Genomic DNA, 18247 nt, shown 5'->3' with positions numbered 1-18247 from the left:
TGACTCAGAGCAGCGGCACCAGCAGCAATGCCACGATGTTGATGATCTTGATCAGCGGGTTGATCGCCGGGCCGGCGGTGTCCTTGTAGGGATCGCCGACGGTATCGCCGGTGACTGCGGCCTTGTGCGCCTCGCTGCCCTTGCCGCCGAAGTGGCCATCCTCGATGTACTTCTTGGCGTTGTCCCACGCGCCGCCGCCGGTGGTCATCGAGATCGCCACGAACAGGCCGGTGACGATCGTGCCGATCAGCAGGCCGCCGAGCGCGCGTGGCCCGAGCAGCAGGCCGACCACCACCGGCACCGCAACGGGCAACAGCGAGGGGAGGATCATTTCGCGGATCGCCGAGCGGGTCAGCAGGTCCACCGCGCGGTCGTACTGCGGCTTGCCGGTGCCGTCCATGATCCCGGGAATCTCGCGGAACTGACGGCGCACTTCCTCCACTACCGCACCCGCCGCGCGGCCCACGGCTTCCATCGCCATCGCGCCGAACAGGTAGGGGATCAGGCCGCCGATCAGTAGGCCGATGATCACCTCATGGTTGGACAGATCGAAGGCGAAGACCTCGCCGGGATTGGCCGCCTGCAGGTTGTGCGTGTAATCGGCGAACAGCACCAGTGCGGCCAAGGCCGCCGAGCCGATTGCATAGCCCTTGGTCACCGCCTTGGTGGTGTTGCCGACGGCATCGAGCGGATCGGTGATGTCGCGGATCTCCGGCGGCAGTTCGGCCATCTCGGCGATGCCGCCGGCGTTGTCGGTGATCGGGCCGTAGGCGTCCAGCGCCACGATCATGCCGGCCATCGAGAGCATCGCGGTCGCGGCGATGGCGATGCCGTACAGGCCACCGAAGTAGTGCGCCAGCCAGATCGCCACGCACACCGCGATCACCGGCAGGGCGGTGGACTTCATCGAGACACCGAGGCCGGCGATGATGTTGGTGCCGTGCCCGGTGGTGGAGGCCTGCGCAACGTGCTGCACCGGTTTGTACTGGGTGCCGGTGTAGTACTCGGTGATCCACACGATCAGCCCGGTCAGCACCAGCCCGATCAAGGCGCAGAAATACAGGTTCAGCGCACCGTGTGCGTTGTCGGGCATCAACTGCGTGGTGATCGGGTAGAACGCGATCGCCGCCAGCACACCGGACACGATCACGCCCTTGTACAGCGCGCCCATGATCGAGCCACCAGGCTTCACCTTGACGAACAGCGCGCCAATGATCGAGGCGATGATCGAGACGCCGCCCAGCACCAGCGGATACAACACCGCATTCGCCCCGGCCTCGGCGATCATCAGGTTGCCGAGCAGCATCGTGGCGATCACGGTGACGGCGTAGGTTTCAAACAGGTCGGCGGCCATGCCGGCACAGTCGCCGACGTTGTCGCCCACGTTGTCGGCGATCACCGCCGGGTTGCGCGGGTCATCCTCGGGGATGCCGGCTTCGACCTTGCCGACCAGGTCCGCCCCGACATCGGCGCCCTTGGTGAAGATGCCACCGCCCAGCCGCGCGAAGATCGAGATCAGCGACGAGCCGAAGGCCAGCCCGACCAGGGCGTGCAGCGTCTGCGCGACATCCAGGCCGAGCTTCAACAGCAGCGCGTAGTAGCCGGCCACGCCCAGCAGGCCCAGCCCGACAACCAGCATGCCGGTGATCGCACCGCCGCGGAAGGCGACGTCCATGGCCGCGCTCAGGCCGTTGCGGGCGGCCTCGGCGGTGCGCACGTTGGCACGCACCGAGACATTCATGCCGATGTAGCCGGCCGCGCCGGACAGCACGGCCCCGATCGCGAAGCCGGTCGCGGTGTACCAGCTGAGGAACAGGCCGACCAGCACGAACAGCACGGCACCGGCGATGGCGATGGTCAGGTATTGACGGTTGAGATAGGCGCGCGCGCCTTCCTGGATGGCGGCGGCGATTTCCTGCATGCGGGCATTGCCAGCCGGTTGCCGGAGGATCCAGCGTGCCGACACGATGCCGTAGAGAATCGCGAGGATGGCGCACAACAGCGCCAGAGAAAGCCCGTAACGTTCCAGCATGTCCCCTCCCGGGTGATGGAATGACATCCAGTGAACGGATGAACGTCTCCACGCGGGGGCACAACAGGCTGCAACCATGAACCAACCCGTTCAGACCGTGCCGGTCTTCAAGCGTGTGGCGGTGTTCAGCAATCCCTGGTGGCCCGAGTATGCGGGCAAATCCTCGATGCATGCCAGCAAGGATTTCAAACCGCGTGCCCGCGGCCTTTGCCACGCCGTTCAGCCATCCACTGGCAGCCTCGGCCCATCCCCCGCCGTTGGAGTCCTGCCATGTCCCCCCGTCATCTGTTATGGCTGGCCCTGTTGCCCGCCGTGTCCGCCTTCGCCGCCGAAACCCCCGAGCTGCAGCGCGCCGCCGGCACACCGCAGGCGGTAGGCGCGGCCCACACGCTGCGCCAGATTCCCGAAGCCTGCGCACGGCTGGAAGGCGTGTTCACCGGCGAAGTGGCGCAGCCATACAAATTCGCCGTGGTCCGCACCAGCGAGCAGTGCCAGCCGCGTGCGCGCTTTGTCGATTACGACAAGGCGCAGCCCAGCGAAGCCAAGGGCTGGAAGCTCAATGATGTGATCCGCGTGCCGAATGCCGCCTGCCCGGCACAGCAGGCGGTGGTGCGCGTGTGGCGGCTGCCGGTCACCACCAAGCCGGAACTCGATGGGCAGGGCCAGTCGCGCATCTACCTGGAAGACGCCAAGAAGCAGGCGGCTGCCGGCAAGATCGCCCAGGTGCCGATGTTCGCCGCGCAGATGAAGGTCGAGGGCAAGGCCTGCAACTGAGCTGACCACACACCGACGGTGCCGGCCAGCGGCCGGCACTACTGGGTCGATTACGCCTCGAAGGCAGGCAGTTTCTTCTTCACCGCCACGTTCTTCAGCGTCACGTACTTCGGCAGCCCATCGGACCCGTACGGCAGCGGCGCTTCACCTTTGATCAGCGGGGCCAGATACGCCCGCGCCTTGTCGGTGATGCCGAAGCCATCGCGGCGGATGAAGCCGGCCGGCATCTTCTTCTCGTGGTTGGCCACCTTGTGCAGCGGGGCCGCCTCGATCTTCCAGCGGTAGGGCGTGTCGCTGGTGCGCACGATCACCGGCATCACCGCGTTCTGGCCCTTCAGCGCGAACTGCACCGCCGCCTTGCCCACGGCCTGTGCCTGCTCCCAATCGGTCTTGGAGGCCAGATGGCGCGCCGAACGCTGCAGGTAGTCGGGCAGGGTCCAGTGGACCTTGTAGCCCAGCCCATCCTTGACCCGCGCGGCCAGCTGCGAGGCCACGCCACCAAGCTGCGTATGCCCGAATGAATCGGTACCACCGCCGGCATCGGCGACGAAGCGGCCATCGGCGGTCTGGATGCCTTCGGAGGCGACCACCACGCAGTAGCCCACCCGCTCGACCACCTGTTTGACCTTGGCCAGGAACGCGGCCTCGTCATACGCGCGCTCGGGCAGCAGGATGATGTGCGGGGCATCGTCGGCGCCTTGGCCGGCCAGGCCCGCGGCGGCGGCCAGCCAACCGGCGTGGCGGCCCATCGCCTCGTAGACGAATACCTTGGTCGAGGTCTCAGCCATCGCGGCCACATCCAGCGCGGCTTCGCGCACGGAGACGGCGGTGTACTTGGCGGCCGAGCCGAAGCCCGGGCAGGTATCGGTCACCGCCAGATCGTTGTCGATGGTCTTGGGCACGCCGATGCAGGTCAGGTCGTAGTCGAAGGCCTTGGCCAGCTGGGAGACCTTCCAGGCGGTATCGGCCGAATCGTTGCCGCCGTTGTAGAGGAACCAGCGCACGTCATGGGCACGCAGCACCTCGAGCAGGCGCTCGTATTTGCCGCGGTCGGCCTCCAGCGATTTGAGCTTGTAGCGGCATGAGCCGAACGCGCCGCCGGGAGTATGGGCGAGGGCCGCGATGGCGGCGGCGGTCTCCTTGGAGGTGTCGATCAGGTCTTCGCGGAGCGCGCCGAGAATGCCGTTGCGCGCGGCCAAGACCTTGATTCCTTTGGCCCTGGCCGTGCTGATGACCGCCGAAGCGGTGGCGTTGATGACGGCGGTGACGCCACCTGACTGGGCGTAGAGGAGGGTACCTTTGGACATGGTGCGACCTTGGTCTGGGGGGACGGACATTGCAGAGACATTACCCGGATGGGGTAAAGTGCGCGTATTGCGGTGCAGCGTGATTGTGGACATTCCCGGGGCGCGCGCCCTCCGTTTTCTTACCAAGTTGGAGTCAGGTTGATGCGATTGGTTCTGTTGGGACCGCCCGGTTCGGGCAAGGGGACACAGGCGACGCGCCTGAAGGAACATCTTTCGATTGCGCACATCTCCACCGGTGATCTGCTGCGCGCCGAAGTGGCCGCCGGCACCGAGCTGGGCAAGCAGGCCAAGGCTGTGATGGATGCCGGCAATCTGGTGTCCGACGACATCCTGCTGGGCATGCTCGAGTCGCGCCTGGGCCAGGACGATGTGGCCAATGGCTTCATCCTCGACGGTTACCCGCGCAACGTGGCCCAGGCCAATGCGCTGGATACCCTGCTGGCCAAGATCGGCCAGCCGCTGGATGCCGTGGTGCAGCTGGACGTGCCGACCGAACTGCTGGTCGAGCGCATCGCCGGCCGCGCCGCCGAACAGGGCCGCGCCGATGACAATCCCGAATCCGTGCGCCAGCGCCTTCAGGTCTACAACGACCAGACCGCGCCGGTGGTGGATTTCTATGCCGGCCGCGGCACGCTCGCACGCGTGGATGGCGTGGGTGAACTGAACGATGTGGAAGCGCGCATCCGCGCCGCGATCCAGGCCTGAGCCGGTGGGTGCCGCTACGGCGGCACCGCACCCGCACCGCGCGTGCAGGACCCGAAAACACACACGCCCGGCCCCCGAAGGGACCAGGCGTGTGGTTTGAAGGTGCCAGCGAGCGGGCTTGCTCAGAGCCCCGCAGCATGAGCCCCCCTGGGGATGGCCTCTTGGGGAGTAGGACCAATGGGGTACTGCGGCTGGCCGAGACAATTGTGTCCGTCTTCACAATACGGCGCTATCGGGAATTCCCCGACATCCCGCTGGACTTTTCTTATAGTCGACCAGGAGTTGTCTGACGGCGATCTCCATCGGCGATGGTGATCGGCGACAATCGCACGCATGAGCACGATCCACATTCTTGGCATTGCAGGCACTTTCATGGGCGGCGTGGCCGCACTGGCGCGCGAGAAGGGCCATACGGTCCGCGGCAGCGACCAGGCGATCTACCCGCCGATGTCCACCCAGCTCGAACGCCTGGGGATCGCCCTGGATCCGGGCTACCGCGCCGACAGCGTGGCGCCGGACTGCGACGAGGTGGTGATCGGCAATGCGCTGTCGCGTGGCAATCCCGCCGTGGAAGCGGTGCTGGATGCAGGCCAACGCTATATCTCCGGCGCCCAGTGGCTGTCCGAGCAGGTGCTGCCAGGCCGCGACACCCTGGCCGTCGCCGGCACCCACGGCAAGACCACCACCACCACCATCCTGACCTGGCTGCTGCACAGCGCCGGGCGTGACCCCGGCTTCCTGATCGGCGGCGTGGCCGAGGATTTCGGCGTCTCCGCCCGCGTCGGCAGCGGCCGTGAGTTCGTGGTCGAGGCGGACGAGTACGACACCGCGTTTTTCGACAAGCGCAGCAAGTTCGTGCACTACCGGCCGCTGGTGGCCATCCTCAACAACCTTGAATACGACCACGCCGATATCTTTCCGGACGTGGCCGCGATCCAGCGCCAGTTCCACCATCTGATCCGCACCGTGCCCGCGCGCGGGCGACTGATCGTCAATGGTGAAGACGGCTATCTCGCCGAGGTGCTGGCGATGGGCTGCTGGACCCCGGTGGAGCGGTTCGGCTTCGATCCCACGCTGGAGTGGCACGCCGAGCTGGTGGAGGCCGACGGCAGTGTGTTCGTCGTGCACCATCGTGGCGAGCGCGTCGGTGAAGTGCGCTGGTCGCTGCTTGGCCGCCACAATGTCCTCAACGGGCTGGCCGCCCTGGCTGCCGCGCATACGGTCGGCGTCGAGCTGGCCACGGTGATCCCGGCGCTGGCCGCGTTCCGCAGCGTCAAGCGCCGGCTGGAAGTGATCGGCCAGGCGCGCGACATCACCATTTACGACGATTTCGCGCATCACCCCACCGCGATCCGCACGACCCTCGATGGCCTGCGTGCCAAGGTGGGCGATGCCCGCATCGTGGTGGCCATGGAGCCGCGCAGCAACTCGATGCGGCTGGGGGCGCACGCGCAGGCGCTGGCGCCTTCGCTGGACGGTGCCGACGCGGTGGTGTTCCTGCATCGCCCCGAGCTGGCCTGGGATGCGGCCAGCGTGATCGCCGCCGTGCGTGGCCAGGCCCATGCCGTGCCGGACACCGATGCGTTGCTGGCTCAGCTGGGCGCGATCGCCGCGCCGGGTGACCATGTGGTGTTCATGTCCAACGGCGGTTTCGATGGGGCGCCGCGCCGCTTCCTGGCGCAGCTGCAGCAGCCCTGAGGGACGCGGGCCATGACCGACATCGCTTCACTGCCCCTGTTCCCGCTGCACACCGTGCTGCTGCCCGGCGCGGCGCTCGGCCTGCGGGTGTTCGAACGCCGCTACCTGGACATGCTGCGCGAATGCAGCCGTGCGGGGACGGCCTTCGGTGTGTGCCTGATCCTGGACGGTGAGGAGGTCGGTGCGCCGGCGTTGCCTGCCGCCTATGGGGTCGAGGCGCGGATCGAGGATTTCGACGTGGGCGCCGATGGCGTGCTGGTGCTGCGCCTGCGTGGCCAGCGCCGCTTCCATGTGGATCGGACCCGCGTGCGCGACAACGGGCTGATCATTGCCGAAGTGACCTGGTGCGCGGCCGACAGCGACGACGAGCTGCAGCCCGAGCACGCGCTGATGGCGACCGTGCTGGAGCACATCATCGAGCAGGCCGGTGCGGCCTTCGCACCGGTCAGCCCGGCGCAGATGGAGCAGGCCAGCTGGGTCGGCTGGCGCCTGGCCGAACTGCTGCCGCTGCAGGACGCGCAACGCCTGCAACTGCTGCAACACGATGACCCGCACCAGCGCCTGCAGGCGCTGCTGGACTGGATGCCGTAACGCACGGTTCCGCCCCGCGTTACGCCCCCTTGGCCGGGTAGCTCCGGCGCTGCATCACTCGGCCGGTGGCATGCGCACGCGCAGCACCGGCATCTCGGTGTCTGGATGGGTATCGACCTGCTGCGGCAGGCCGTCCAGTGCCTGGCGGACCGCATTGAGCGACGGGTCGATGCCACGCATCGGCCGCCACATCCCGATCAGCTTGAAGTGCTGCTGGTAATGCAGCGTCTGCGCACTGCCCAGCCACAGCGGTTCATTGTCCGGCGCCGCCAGGCGTGCCGGTGCCGGCCACAGGCGCAGCGCGAAGATCTCATTGGGCGCATTGCCGGCGCGAAGCATCAGCAGCGATTCGACCTGCGTATCCAGCGTGGCCGGCAGCACCGGTACCTTGTCCTTGTCGGAGGACTTGTCGAGCATCAACAGCGCCTGTTCCCAGCCGGCCTGCGGCTGCACGCGCCAGCCCTGGCTTTCCAGCCGACGCTGCAACGGGGCCAGTGGACCGGCCACCTGCACGTCCAGCGGCCAGCGCTGATCGTCATCGAACTCATTGCGGCGCGACGGCAGGTGCTGCCAGCCGGTCGTCCACCAGGCCTGGGCATCCAGCGGTGCCGGCGTCGGCTGGGCTGGCTCGAAGCGCGCCAGTTTCACCGGAATGTTGCGCGGGGCGTACCAGAGCGCGGCGATGGCGAATGTGCCGTAGAACAGCCATGCCACCGGCTTGACCCAGAACGAGCGGTTGAACCGGCGACGGTAGGCGATGCCCAGCACCAGCAGCCAGAACAGGCCGAACAGCATGCCGCCGATCACATCGCTCAGCCAATGCGCGCCGAGGTAGATGCGGGCGAAGCCGATCAGGCTGACGATGATGCCCGACAGCAGGTAGGGCCATACGCGGGTGCGCCCCGGCAGTTCACGGGCGATCAGCACGGCGAAGAAGCCGAAGGTGATCGTAGCCATCGTCACCGACACCGACGGGAAGCCGAAGCCGCTGCTCGCATCCGGCGGGCGGACCACGTCCACCGTCGCACCGAGCAGCTTGCACAGCGCCAGCCCGAAGGCGAGGGCGGCCAGCCAGTGCGCGGCCGCCATCCAGCGGCGACGCCAGAGCAGATAGCCCATGCCGGCGGCGGTGGCGGGCAGCAGGACCTGCCAGGCGCCCAGCGAGGCCAGCGCGGCCATCGGGTAATCGGCCAGCGGATTGCGCAGGGCCAGCATCGCGTGATGCACGGCCAGATCGACCATCAGCGGTTCGCCGTGGGCGACCACCGCCATCAGCAGGGCGAACCAGCCCCAGCCGAGCAACAGCAGCATCACCGCCAGCATCGCCAGCGGCACCGACTCACGGCGCTGCGGGTCGAACACGGCGACCGAGTAACGACCCAGGGTCGGGTGACGCTGCGACCAGGCCAGCAGGCTGGCCAGCCAGCTGTCCATGCGCGAGGCCGACCAGCGGTAGCCATACAGCACGATCGCCCAGACCAGGCCCATGATCACGCCGAGCAGGGCCAGTACCATCACCAGCCGGCCGGCGACCGCCGCGACCGCGTCATACGCCTCGCCGAGCACCCAGCCGGGCGCGAGGAACAGCACCGCCCAGGACAGACTGGCGATGCCGCTGGCCTGGATGTAGCGCGACAGCGGCATCTTCATCATGCCGGCGATGGCCGGCACGAACGGGCGGATCGCGCCGACATAACGCGCCACCAGGATGCTCTTGAAGGCGTTGCGGCGGAACATCGTCTCGCCACGGTCGAGCAGCTGCGGGTACTTGCTGAAGGGCCAGAAGCCCCGCAGGCGATCCCCCCAACGCCGGCCGATCCAGTAGCTGATGCCGTCACCGGCAAACGCGCCCAACGCGGCGCACGCCACCGCGTAAGGCCCGGAGATCTGGCCCAGGCCGATGAACACACCGACGGCGAACAGCAGCGGCAACGCGGGCACGATCGCGCCCAGCACGATGACCGCATCGCAGAAGGCGATGAGGAAAATGACCGCACCGGCAAGCACGGGGTGAGCTGAGATCCACGCAAGCGTGGCATCGATCCATGACGAGTCCATCGGGGGATTATAGAGGGGGCAAAGTGACTGACTGCCCGCCAGACGCCGGGAATGTGCGGCATCTGCAGTGAATGAACGCGATCACCCGCCTAGAATGGCGGCATGACACGCCCTCCCGATCCCGCGCCGACCGCCCTCAAAGCCGACAGTTTCGGCCGCATCCTGCTGATGGAGGAGGACGGCCACCGGTTCGTACGCCGTGATCTGGAGGCCACGCCCTGGTGGCTGCGGCTGCCGGCGTGGTGGTTGGCCCGGCGCGAAGCGCGCGCGCTGGCGCATCTGGATGGCATGCCCGCCACGCCGCGGTTGCTGGGCTGGAACGGGCGCTGGCTGGACCGCAGCTTCATGGCCGGTGATGCCATGTACCAGCGTCCGCCACATGGCGACCTGGCCTACTTCCGCGCGGCCCGACGGCTGCTGCAGCAGGTGCATCGCCATGGCATCGCACACAACGACCTGGCCAAGGAGGCCAACTGGCTGGTACGCGAAGACGGCTCGCCGGCCCTGATCGATTTCCAGCTGGCGGTGATCGGCGATCCGCGCTCACGCTGGATGCGCCTTCTGGCCCGCGAAGACCTGCGCCATCTGCTCAAGCACAAGCGCATGTACTGCCGGCAGTCGCTGACCCCGGTGGAAAAGCGGCTGCTCAAACGCACCTCATGGGTGCGCGATCTCTGGTTCCGTACCGGCAAGCCGGTCTACCGCTTTGTCACGCGGAGAATCCTGCACTGGGAAGACAACGAAGGGCAGGGCCCCAAGCCGTAGGCGTTGGGATGCTCAGCGCAGATCGAGAATCTGCTTCCCGCTGAAGCGGCGCTGCGCATCGAAATCGTAGGCGACGCGCAGCACCCCATCGTTGGCGCAGGCATGGCAGGTGCGCATCGGTGTGCTGTAGATCAAGCGCACGCCTCCGTCGGGCAGCGCTTCGCTGCCGCTGGCCTGCGCGGGTGCGAAAGGCGTGGCGTCCGGGTGTGCATCCAGGAACGGCTTGACCGTGGCGTCGGCGCGCGACATTTCCGGCAGCACGTCGGCGTCCACATCCTGCGTGTGGCCCGCACTGTCGACCAGCAGCGTGCCCTCGTTGGTATTGGCGCGGAACGGATACTCGATGGTGGCGATGCCGACGCCGTCCTGGTTGCGCCATGCACTCACATAGCCGGGATTGCCCTGCGCACCGAGCTGATGGGCGGCCGCGATCGCCTGCGGGCTCGCCTTGGCGGCCTGCATGACCTTGGCCAGGCAATCATCGGCAACCGGTGCCTGGCCGCGGCAGGCATCCACCTCGCCGTCCCAGATCGCCGCGTCGCTGAAGGGCGAGACGCCACCGGCGGTGCCCGGCACCGTGGCGGCCGCCGACGTGGCGGAGGTGGCCGGATCGCCGGCGGGCTGGCAGGCCGCACTACTCAACACCAGGGCCAACGCGGTCAGGGGAAGGCGGATCGCCGTCATGTCGCTCATTCCATGCAGAACGGGAGCCGCCAGTATCGACGTGGCGGATGAATCCGGCGTGTGCGCCGGGGCGGCATAATGCGGGTCCATTGCAATCGCACCGAAGGAACCTGCGCATGGCCAGTCTGCAAGGCAAGACCCTGTTCATCACCGGCGCCTCGCGCGGGATCGGCCTGGCCATCGCGCTGCGTGCGGCACGCGACGGCGCCAACGTCGCGATCGCGGCCAAGTCGTCCGTGCCCAACCCCAAGCTGCCGGGCACCATCCACAGCGCCGCCGAGGCGGTGACCGCCGCAGGTGGGCAAGGGCTGGCGCTGAAGTGCGACATCCGCGAGGAGGACCAGGTGCGTGCGGCCGTCGCCGCCACCGTCGATACCTTCGGCGGCATCGACATCCTGATCAACAACGCCAGTGCGATCTGGCTGAGCGGCACGCTGGATACGCCGATGAAGCGCTTCGACCTGATGCAGCAGGTCAATTCGCGCGGCAGCTTCCTGTGCGCGCAGGCCTGCCTGCCGCATCTGCTGCAGGCGCCCAATCCGCACATCCTCACGCTGGCGCCGCCGCCGACGCTGGACCCGAAGTGGTGGGGCCCGCACACCGGCTACACGCTTGCCAAGATGGGCATGAGCTTCGTTACCCTTGGCCTGGCCGCCGAGTTCGGCCCGCAGGGGGTGGCGGTCAACGCGCTGTGGCCGCGCACGGTGATCGCCACCGATGCGATCAACATGATTCCGGGGGTGGATATCGGTGGCTGCCGCACGCCGGCGATTCTGGCCGACGCCGCACACGCGGTGCTGTGCCGTGAGGCCGCCGGTTTCAGCGGGCAGTTCCTGCTCGATGACGAGGTGTTGGCGCAGGCCGGCATCACCGATCTGAGCGGCTACGCCGTCGATCCATCGCGCCCGCTGATGCCGGATCTGTTCCTGGAGTGACGCGCGTTCGTGGCGCGCGATGACAACAGCTGCACACACTGGGCTGCTATGGTGCGTCCCCCCATTGGTATGGACACTCGCATGTCATCTCGCACACGGACCGCGCCGCTCGCCGCCGCCATCGCATTGATCAGCCTGCTCGGCGCCTGCAGCAAGGGCCCGGGCAGCGTCGCCGATACCCAGGGCGTGGAGAAGGTGAACGCCTACATCGCCTGCTTCAATGCCGTCGAACAGCCGATCCACGAAGGCTTCCAGCAGTACATCGGCTGGATGCAGGACCCGGAGGCCGGCCCGACCGGCAACGAGAAGAAGGTACGTGGCCCGGGTACGGTGCTGTCGCATCGTGTGGACGCGTGCAACGCGCCCATGGTCGCTGCGCTGGCGATGACGCCGGCCGAGCCGGCACTGGATCCGGCAGCCCGCAACTACCAGAAGACCTTCGTCGACCTGTACGCCCTGATCGAGCAGGCCGACCGTTACTACAGCCGCGAAGACTACCTGCGCGATGATCATGCCGGGATGCGCAGCCAGCATGCGCCGTTGATGAAGGCCTATATGGCGTTCTTCGATGCAGGCACCGCGCTGGATGCCGCGCTGGAAAAGCGCGAAGACGAACGCCGTGCGGAACAGCTCAAGGAGATTGAAGCTTCCGAAGGCCGCTCGATGGCGTACTACCAGATCAAGATCCTCGGCGATGGCAAGCAGCTGACCCAACTGCTCAACACCGAGGCGCCGGACCTGACCGTGGCCCGCACTCAGCTCTCCGCATTCCAGGCGTTGCTGCAGCAGGCGCAGGATGACAAGGTCGGCAAGGGCGATGCGATGTGGGGGCACCTGGAGCGTGCGGCCGATACGCTGGCCCGTGATGCCGGTCGCCGTATCGAGCGCGTCGAGTCAAAGAAGCCGTACACCCGCAGCGAGCAGATGCTGATCGAGAGCGGCGGCCGGATCAACAACCCGCAGGGCTCGGCCGAAGCGTTGCTGGTCAGCTACAACGACCTGGTCGACATGAGCAACCGCCTGGCGCAGTCCAGCGGCGCACGCTGAGCCGGCGCGGGACGGGCGGCCAGGCGGCCCGCCCCGCGTTGATCAGACGTTGAAGACCGGGGGCAGCTTCTCGCCGCAGTGGCGGCAGTGCAGCGCATCCGGTTCGTGGCCTTCCAGCCCGCAGTGCGGGCAGCCGCGCGCATCCCGGCGCGCGGCGTGCTCGGCATCACGCATGGTATTGGCCAGTTCGGCGGTGTAGATGCCGGTCGGCACCGCGATGATGCTGTAGCCGATCAGGATCAGCACCGAGGTGACGAACCGGCCCAGCACGGTCTGCGGCACGATGTCGCCGAAGCCCACCGTGGCCATGGTCACCACCGCCCAGTACATGCTGCTGGGGATGCTGGTGAAGCCATGGTTGGGGCCTTCGATCACGTACATCATGGTGCCGGCGATGATGGTGATGGTGATCACCGTGAACAGGAACAGCAGCACCTTGCGGCGGCTGCGCCACAGCGACTCCATCAGCACGCCGCTTTCTTCGATGTAGCGGGTCAGCTTGAGGATCCGGAACACCCGCAGGATGCGCAGCGCGCGTACCACCAGCAGGCTCTGGGCGCCGGGGATGAACAGCGACAGGTAGGTGGGCAGGATCGAGGCCAGATCGATGATCCCCCAGATGCTGAATGCGTAGCGCAGCGGGCGTTTGACCACGACCAGCCGCAACAGGTACTCGGCGGTGAAAAGCACCGTGAAAACCCATTCCAGCACGTAGAGCCCGTCGGCATAGGCCGCATGGAAGCGCTGCACGCTGTCGAACATGACCACCACCACGCTGGCGATGATCGCGTAGACCAGCAGCAGGTCGAAATTGCGCGAGGGCCGGGTGTCGTGGCGGTAGATGATGTCGAACCACTGGCGGCGCCAGCCGGATTCGGTGGCGGGGTTGAGCTGGGGGGCGGTGAACGGTCGCATGGGGCGCATTGTGCCCCACCGGCCCAAAGCGCGAGAATGGGATCTTTCCTGAGCCGTTGACTGCCATGACTGCCGCTGCCACCGATCCGCTGTTGTCCCTGTCGCATTACTACCTGCCGGTCTACAAACCGCGCCAGGTGGTGCTCGAACGTGGCCAGGGCGCGCGCGTCTGGGACAACCAGGGCCGCGAATTCATCGATCTGGCCGCCGGCATCGCGGTGTGTGGCCTGGGCCACAACGATCCGGACCTCACCGCGGCGCTGATCGAGCAGGCCGGCAAGCTGTGGCACACCAGCAACGTGTTCTACAGCGAGCCGCCGCTGCGCCTGGCCGAGGAGCTGGTCACCGCCTCGCGCTTCGCCGAGCGGGTGTTCCTGTGCAACTCCGGCGCCGAAGCCAATGAAGTGGCGATCAAGCTGGTCCGCAAGTGGGCCTCCTCGCTGGGCCGCCCGGCACATCAGCGCGTGATCGTCACCTTCCGCGGCAGCTTCCACGGCCGCACGCTGGCGGCGGTGACCGCCACTGCCCAGCCGAAGTACCAGGAAGGCTACGAGCCGCTGCCCGGTGGCTTCCGCTATGTCGATTTCAATGACGAGGTGCAGCTGGAGACCGCGATGGCCGCCGGCGATGTGGCTGCGGTGATGTTGGAGCCGATCCAGGGCGAGGGCGGCGTGATGCCGGCCAAGCCGGGCTTCCTGCAGCGCGTGCGTGAGCTGTGCGACCAGCACAACGCGCTGGTGGTGCTGGATGAGATCCAGGCCGGCATGGGCCGCACCGGCACGCTGTTCGCGCACTGGCAGGACAACATCAAGCCGGACATCGTCACCCTGGCCAAGGCACTGGGCGGCGGCTTCCCGATCGGCGCGATGCTGGCCGGGCCGAAGGTGGCCGAGGTGATGCAGTTCGGCGCGCACGGCACCACCTTCGGTGGCAACCCGCTGGCCGCCGCCGTCGCCCGCGTGGCGCTGCGCAAGCTGTCCTCGCCGGAGATCGCGCACAACGTGAGCCGTCAGTCGCAGGCGCTGCGCGATGGCCTGGGCAAGATCAACGACGAGTTCAAGGTGTTCAGCCAGGTCCGCGGTCGCGGCCTGATGCTGGGCGCGGTGCTGGACAAGGATTTTGCCGGTCAGGCCGGTCCCATCCTGGATCACGCCGCCGAACACGGCCTGCTGACCCTGCAGGCCGGGCCGGACGTGCTGCGCTTCGTGCCGTCGCTGAACATCACGGATGAGGAAATCGCCGAAGGCCTGAAGCGTCTGCGTGCGGCCGTGCAATCGTTCATCGCGTCGCGCTAGCCAACGGTCGGCGCTACGTCAGGGCGTATCGCTTCATGACCTTGCCGAACGCGCGGCTGTCCGTTGCGGTCTCGGCCTGCAGGCCGGCCAGCCGTGCCCCGCGCACGTTGACGAACAGGTCATCGATGAACAGCGTGCGCTCGGCACGTGCGCCGAGCAGCGTCACCGCCTTGGCGAATATCGCCGGATCCGGCTTGCGCCCGCCCAGCGCACCGCTGCACAGGATGCGGCCGTGCAGGGCATTGGCCAGGGTTGGAACGAGCTGTGGAATCGTCTGCGCCATCAGCGCGCCGTTGTTGGTCAGGATGCCGATCGGCAGTGCCTGCGCGATCCGTGCCACGCGTTCGATCACACCTGTTTGCGGGGCGCACGCGGCGATGCGCGCGGCCTGCCACTGCGCGATGCTGATCGTGGTCTGCAACGCATCGCCCAGTTGCCGCAGGTAGGCGTCGGTCGCCATGCCGCTGTCGTAGGCGCGCTCCAGCCCACTGTCAAACAGCGCCGCCTGAACCTGCGCCGCACTGCACCCGATGCTGGCGGCCAGATGGCGCACACGCAGGTGCCGCGCATAGCGCACCAGTACGCCATCGAAATCCAGCAGCAGGCACTCGATCACACGCGGCATGGGGCCGTCTCGTCCAGATCCAGCGCTGACCGTAACCCAGTCAGTGCCTGCGCTGCGACATCACGTCGCACGTCGCCTGCACGGGCGGTCACTAGAATCGCGGGGACTGCCTGATGGAGATCGCCTTGAAACTGCTTGCCCCCGTGTTGCTCGCTGGCCTGATGCTGGCCCCGGCCGCCCATGCGCGCGTCTGCGCGATCGCCATCGACAGCACCGACCAGATGAGCTTCAGCCAGAAGGAACTCAAGGTGGCCGCGGACTGCACCCAGGTGAAGCTGACCCTGCGCCACACCGGCAAGCTCGCGGCGACCGCGATGGGCCACAACTGGGTACTGACCCGCACCGCCGATTATCAGCCGGTCGCAATGGCCGGCATGCGCACGACGCTGGCCGACAGCTACTTGCCCAAGGGCGATGCACGCGTGCTGGCGCATACCCCGGTGATCGGCGGTGGCCAGAGCACCAGCGTCACCTTCTTCACCGCCAAGCTGACCAAGGGCGGCGACTACACCTTCTTCTGCTCGTTCCCGGGCCACTTCGCGATGATGAAGGGCCGCTTCGTATTCGGTTGATTAACAGGGACGGAGGTAGTTATTAACTACCTCCGTCCCTGTTATTTGATCAGCCCTTGACGACCTTGAACGCTTCGCGCGCCGCCTCGAGCGTCGCATCGATGATGCTGTCGTCGTGGGCGCTGGAGAGGAAGCCGGCTTCATACGCGGAGGGGGCCAGGAACACGCCGCGCTCCAGCATCGCGTGGAAGAAGGTGTTGAACGCGGCGATGTCGCACGCGGTCGCCTGGGCGTAGGTCTCCACCTTCTGGTCAGTGAAGAACAGGCCGAACATCGCGCCGACCTGGGTGGTGGTCACTGCCACGCCGGCGTCCGCCGCCGCCGCTTCCAGCCCCGCGCACAGGCGCGCGGCCGAAGCACTCAGGCGATCATGGAAGCCCGGTTCCTGCACCAGTTCCAGCATCGCCAGGCCGGCTGCCATCGCCACCGGATTGCCGCTCAGCGTGCCCGCCTGGTAGATCGGGCCGGCCGGGGAAATCTGCGACATCAGCTCGCGGCGGCCGCCGTAGGCACCCACCGGCATGCCGCCGCCGATGATCTTGCCGAAGGTGGTCAGATCCGGAGTGACGCCGTAATGCGCCTGCGCGCCGCCGAGGGCCACGCGGAAGCCGGTCATCACTTCGTCGAAGATCAGCACCGTGCCGTACTGCGTGCACAGCGCGCGCAGGTGCTGCAGGTAGCCCTCGCGCGGCGGGATGCAGTTGGCGTTGCCGACCACCGGCTCGATGATCAGCCCGGCGATGTGCTCGCCCTGTTCGGCGAACAGCGCGGTGGCCGCTTCGACATCGTTGTAGGGCAGGGTCAGGGTGAGTTCGCTCAGGCCAGCCGGAACACCCGGCGAGGTCGGCACGCCCAGGGTCAGCATGCCGCTGCCGGCCTTGACCAGGAACGAGTCGCCGTGGCCGTGGTAGCAGCCTTCGAACTTGACGATGCGGCTGCGGCCGGTGGCCCCACGCGCCAGCCGGATCGCCGACAGCGTGGCCTCGGTGCCCGAGTTGACCATGCGCACCATCTCGCAGGACGGCACCAGCCGGGTCAGTGTTTCGGCCATGGTGACTTCGGCTTCGCACGGCGCGCCGAAGGACAGACCGTTGCCGATCGCCTGCTTGACCGCCTGGCGCACCGCGGTGTGATTGTGGCCAACAATCATCGGGCCCCAGGAGCCGACGTAATCGATGTAGCGGTTGTCGTCCACGTCGTACAGGTAGGGGCCATCGGCGCGCTTGACGAAGAACGGCTCGCCACCGACCGACTTGAACGCGCGCACCGGCGAGTTGACGCCGCCCGGCAGCAGCGTCTGGGCGCGGGTGAACAGGGCGTGGGACTGGTCGTGGTTCATGCGGGTTCCTGGAAGCAATCGAGGTAGGCGTGCAGCGTAGCGACCGGATCGGGTGCGGCGTACACGCTGCTGATGACGGCGATCAGATCGGCGCCGGCAGCGATGAGCGGTGCCACATTGTCCGGCGTCAGCCCGCCAATCGCCACCCGCGGCAGCCCGAGTGCGGCGCTTTGCCGCAGCAGGTCGGGCGTGGCGCGGCGGGTGGTGGCCTTGCTGTTGCTGGCGAAGAAGGCGCCAAAGGCGAGGTAGCTGGCACCGGCGGCGGCGGCGCGTTCGGCACGCGCATGATCGTCGTAGCAGGAGATGCCGATGATGGCGGTCGGGCCGAGCAGGGCGCGTGCGGCGGCGATCCCTTCATCGTCCTCCCCCAGGTGTACGCCGGCCGCACCGACCGCCTGGGCCAGCGCGGGGTCGTCATTGATGATCAGCGGCGTGGCGTAGCGGGCGCACAGCGCCTGCAGGGCCTCGGCCTGTGCGCGGCGCAGCGGGGCATCGGCGGTCTTGTTGCGGTACTGCAGCAGGGTGACGCCGGTGGCCAGCAGCGGCGCGGTACGCGCCAGCAGACGGGCGGTATCGGGCTCGTCCGGGGTGATCAGGTAGACGCCGCGCGGCGGCGTGGGGGCTGAAGCGTGATTCATCAATGGCTACCGGTAGTGCAACGGGAGTGGGACAATGCGGGCTGTCTGCCCTTGTCCCACCGTGATTATCCGATGACCGACGCTACCGCCACCACCTTCCGCACCTGGATGTGCGTTGTCTGCGGGTTCCTGTACAGGGAAGAGGACGGCCTGCCGGAAGAAGGCATCGCGCCGGGCACGCGCTGGGAAGACATTCCCGATACGTGGACGTGCCCGGACTGCGGCGTGACCAAGGATGATTTCGAGATGGTCGAAGTCGACTGAGCA

18 protein-coding genes are annotated in these 18247 nt (G+C 67.4%); 10 read left to right on the top strand and 8 right to left on the bottom strand.

Features of this window, described 5'->3' with window-relative positions; genetic code table 11:
• Window positions 1–4 precede the first annotated feature (4 nt).
• Window positions 5–2032 (bottom strand): sodium-translocating pyrophosphatase, encoded by a 2028-nt coding sequence (locus ABE463_RS14200; protein WP_346468597.1) that lies wholly within the window; start codon window positions 2030–2032, stop codon window positions 5–7.
• 270 nt (window positions 2033–2302) lie between these two features.
• On the opposite strand from ABE463_RS14200, the gene ABE463_RS14195 reads away from it, so the two are divergent.
• Window positions 2303–2806, top strand: a complete 504-nt coding sequence (locus ABE463_RS14195; protein ID WP_346468596.1) for a hypothetical protein — start codon at window positions 2303–2305, stop codon at window positions 2804–2806.
• Window positions 2807–2856: 50 nt separating this feature from the next.
• Here ABE463_RS14195 and ABE463_RS14190 read toward each other — a convergent pair whose 3' ends face one another.
• A complete protein-coding gene (locus ABE463_RS14190; protein ID WP_346468595.1) occupies window positions 2857–4113 on the bottom strand; it encodes a 6-phosphofructokinase in 1257 nt (418 codons plus the stop codon).
• 141 nt (window positions 4114–4254) lie between these two features.
• On the opposite strand from ABE463_RS14190, the gene ABE463_RS14185 reads away from it, so the two are divergent.
• From ABE463_RS14185 to ABE463_RS14175, 3 genes are all read left to right on the top strand, one after another.
• Window positions 4255–4818 (top strand): adenylate kinase, encoded by a 564-nt coding sequence (locus ABE463_RS14185; protein WP_259259244.1) that lies wholly within the window; start codon window positions 4255–4257, stop codon window positions 4816–4818.
• 333 nt (window positions 4819–5151) lie between these two features.
• Complete coding sequence (gene mpl / locus ABE463_RS14180) at window positions 5152–6516, top strand: UDP-N-acetylmuramate:L-alanyl-gamma-D-glutamyl-meso-diaminopimelate ligase (protein ID WP_346468594.1); 1365 nt, start codon at window positions 5152–5154, stop codon at window positions 6514–6516.
• A gap of 12 nt (window positions 6517–6528) precedes the next feature.
• Entirely contained in the window at window positions 6529–7107 is a 579-nt protein-coding gene (locus tag ABE463_RS14175) for an LON peptidase substrate-binding domain-containing protein (RefSeq protein ID WP_346468593.1), read from the top strand.
• A gap of 54 nt (window positions 7108–7161) precedes the next feature.
• Here the strand turns inward: ABE463_RS14175 and ABE463_RS14170 are convergent, their stop codons facing one another.
• Window positions 7162–9165, bottom strand: coding sequence for a bifunctional DedA family/phosphatase PAP2 family protein (locus ABE463_RS14170; RefSeq protein ID WP_123730282.1), 2004 nt, complete (start codon window positions 9163–9165; stop codon window positions 7162–7164).
• A gap of 102 nt (window positions 9166–9267) precedes the next feature.
• Here ABE463_RS14170 and ABE463_RS14165 point away from each other — a divergent pair, with 102 nt between their 5' ends.
• Window positions 9268–9930 (top strand): serine/threonine-protein kinase, encoded by a 663-nt coding sequence (locus ABE463_RS14165; protein ID WP_346468592.1) that lies wholly within the window; start codon window positions 9268–9270, stop codon window positions 9928–9930.
• Between the two features lie 12 nt (window positions 9931–9942).
• On the opposite strand, the gene ABE463_RS14160 is transcribed toward ABE463_RS14165, so the two are convergent.
• On the bottom strand, window positions 9943–10614 hold the full coding sequence (locus ABE463_RS14160) for a hypothetical protein (RefSeq protein ID WP_123730284.1): 672 nt from the start codon (window positions 10612–10614) through the stop codon (window positions 9943–9945).
• A 116-nt stretch (window positions 10615–10730) separates the two neighbouring features.
• Here ABE463_RS14160 and ABE463_RS14155 point away from each other — a divergent pair, with 116 nt between their 5' ends.
• Together ABE463_RS14155 and ABE463_RS14150 are read left to right on the top strand one after the other, a co-directional pair.
• A complete protein-coding gene (locus tag ABE463_RS14155) occupies window positions 10731–11549 on the top strand; it encodes an NAD(P)-dependent oxidoreductase (RefSeq protein WP_346468591.1) in 819 nt (272 codons plus the stop codon).
• Between the two features lie 81 nt (window positions 11550–11630).
• Window positions 11631–12596 carry a YiiG family protein gene (locus tag ABE463_RS14150; RefSeq protein ID WP_346468590.1) on the top strand — a complete coding sequence of 322 codons (966 nt, stop codon included), beginning with the start codon at window positions 11631–11633 and terminating at the stop codon, window positions 12594–12596.
• A 42-nt stretch (window positions 12597–12638) separates the two neighbouring features.
• Here ABE463_RS14150 and ABE463_RS14145 read toward each other — a convergent pair whose 3' ends face one another.
• Window positions 12639–13511, bottom strand: a complete 873-nt coding sequence (locus ABE463_RS14145; RefSeq protein ID WP_346468658.1) for an ion transporter — start codon at window positions 13509–13511, stop codon at window positions 12639–12641.
• A gap of 65 nt (window positions 13512–13576) precedes the next feature.
• Between ABE463_RS14145 and ABE463_RS14140 the strand changes: the two genes are divergently transcribed.
• Window positions 13577–14806 (top strand): acetylornithine transaminase, encoded by a 1230-nt coding sequence (locus ABE463_RS14140; protein ID WP_346468589.1) that lies wholly within the window; start codon window positions 13577–13579, stop codon window positions 14804–14806.
• Between the two features lie 13 nt (window positions 14807–14819).
• On the opposite strand, the gene ABE463_RS14135 is transcribed toward ABE463_RS14140, so the two are convergent.
• A complete protein-coding gene (locus ABE463_RS14135) occupies window positions 14820–15431 on the bottom strand; it encodes an HAD-IA family hydrolase (RefSeq protein WP_346468588.1) in 612 nt (203 codons plus the stop codon).
• A gap of 113 nt (window positions 15432–15544) precedes the next feature.
• On the opposite strand from ABE463_RS14135, the gene azu reads away from it, so the two are divergent.
• Complete coding sequence (azu, locus tag ABE463_RS14130) at window positions 15545–16003, top strand: azurin (RefSeq protein ID WP_346468587.1); 459 nt, start codon at window positions 15545–15547, stop codon at window positions 16001–16003.
• Between the two features lie 49 nt (window positions 16004–16052).
• Here the strand turns inward: azu and hemL are convergent, their stop codons facing one another.
• Together hemL and thiE are read right to left on the bottom strand one after the other, a co-directional pair.
• Complete coding sequence (gene hemL, locus ABE463_RS14125) at window positions 16053–17342, bottom strand: glutamate-1-semialdehyde 2,1-aminomutase (RefSeq protein WP_346468586.1); 1290 nt, start codon at window positions 17340–17342, stop codon at window positions 16053–16055.
• Window positions 17339–17980, bottom strand: coding sequence for a thiamine phosphate synthase (gene thiE, locus ABE463_RS14120; protein WP_346468585.1), 642 nt, complete (start codon window positions 17978–17980; stop codon window positions 17339–17341). The genes hemL and thiE overlap by 4 nt, the downstream gene beginning before the upstream one ends.
• A gap of 72 nt (window positions 17981–18052) precedes the next feature.
• On the opposite strand from thiE, the gene ABE463_RS14115 reads away from it, so the two are divergent.
• Window positions 18053–18244: a rubredoxin gene (locus ABE463_RS14115; protein ID WP_037553342.1), complete on the top strand. Its 192-nt coding sequence runs from the start codon at window positions 18053–18055 to the stop codon at window positions 18242–18244.
• Window positions 18245–18247: the final 3 nt, after the last annotated feature.

Source organism: Stenotrophomonas sp. TWI819, from assembly GCF_039673075.1.
GTDB lineage: Bacteria > Pseudomonadota > Gammaproteobacteria > Xanthomonadales > Xanthomonadaceae > Stenotrophomonas > Stenotrophomonas rhizophila_B.
This window is presented reverse-complemented; position numbering and strand designations above follow the sequence as displayed.

Bases quoted from the DNA above. Each gene is read 5' to 3' on its own strand.
- ABE463_RS14200 (WP_346468597.1), bottom strand. From the start codon at position 2,032: ATGCTGGAACGTTACGGGCTTTCTCTGGCGCTGTTGTGCGCCATCCTC.
- ABE463_RS14195 (WP_346468596.1), top strand. From the start codon at position 2,303: ATGTCCCCCCGTCATCTGTTATGGCTGGCCCTGTTGCCCGCCGTGTCC.
- ABE463_RS14190 (WP_346468595.1), bottom strand. From the start codon at position 4,113: ATGTCCAAAGGTACCCTCCTCTACGCCCAGTCAGGTGGCGTCACCGCC.
- ABE463_RS14185 (WP_259259244.1), top strand. From the start codon at position 4,255: ATGCGATTGGTTCTGTTGGGACCGCCCGGTTCGGGCAAGGGGACACAG.
- mpl (WP_346468594.1), top strand. From the start codon at position 5,152: ATGAGCACGATCCACATTCTTGGCATTGCAGGCACTTTCATGGGCGGC.
- ABE463_RS14175 (WP_346468593.1), top strand. From the start codon at position 6,529: ATGACCGACATCGCTTCACTGCCCCTGTTCCCGCTGCACACCGTGCTG.
- ABE463_RS14170 (WP_123730282.1), bottom strand. From the start codon at position 9,165: ATGGACTCGTCATGGATCGATGCCACGCTTGCGTGGATCTCAGCTCAC.
- ABE463_RS14165 (WP_346468592.1), top strand. From the start codon at position 9,268: ATGACACGCCCTCCCGATCCCGCGCCGACCGCCCTCAAAGCCGACAGT.
- ABE463_RS14160 (WP_123730284.1), bottom strand. From the start codon at position 10,614: ATGACGGCGATCCGCCTTCCCCTGACCGCGTTGGCCCTGGTGTTGAGT.
- ABE463_RS14155 (WP_346468591.1), top strand. From the start codon at position 10,731: ATGGCCAGTCTGCAAGGCAAGACCCTGTTCATCACCGGCGCCTCGCGC.
- ABE463_RS14150 (WP_346468590.1), top strand. From the start codon at position 11,631: ATGTCATCTCGCACACGGACCGCGCCGCTCGCCGCCGCCATCGCATTG.
- ABE463_RS14145 (WP_346468658.1), bottom strand. From the start codon at position 13,511: ATGCGACCGTTCACCGCCCCCCAGCTCAACCCCGCCACCGAATCCGGC.
- ABE463_RS14140 (WP_346468589.1), top strand. From the start codon at position 13,577: ATGACTGCCGCTGCCACCGATCCGCTGTTGTCCCTGTCGCATTACTAC.
- ABE463_RS14135 (WP_346468588.1), bottom strand. From the start codon at position 15,431: ATGCCGCGTGTGATCGAGTGCCTGCTGCTGGATTTCGATGGCGTACTG.
- azu (WP_346468587.1), top strand. From the start codon at position 15,545: ATGGAGATCGCCTTGAAACTGCTTGCCCCCGTGTTGCTCGCTGGCCTG.
- hemL (WP_346468586.1), bottom strand. From the start codon at position 17,342: ATGAACCACGACCAGTCCCACGCCCTGTTCACCCGCGCCCAGACGCTG.
- thiE (WP_346468585.1), bottom strand. From the start codon at position 17,980: ATGAATCACGCTTCAGCCCCCACGCCGCCGCGCGGCGTCTACCTGATC.
- ABE463_RS14115 (WP_037553342.1), top strand. From the start codon at position 18,053: ATGACCGACGCTACCGCCACCACCTTCCGCACCTGGATGTGCGTTGTC.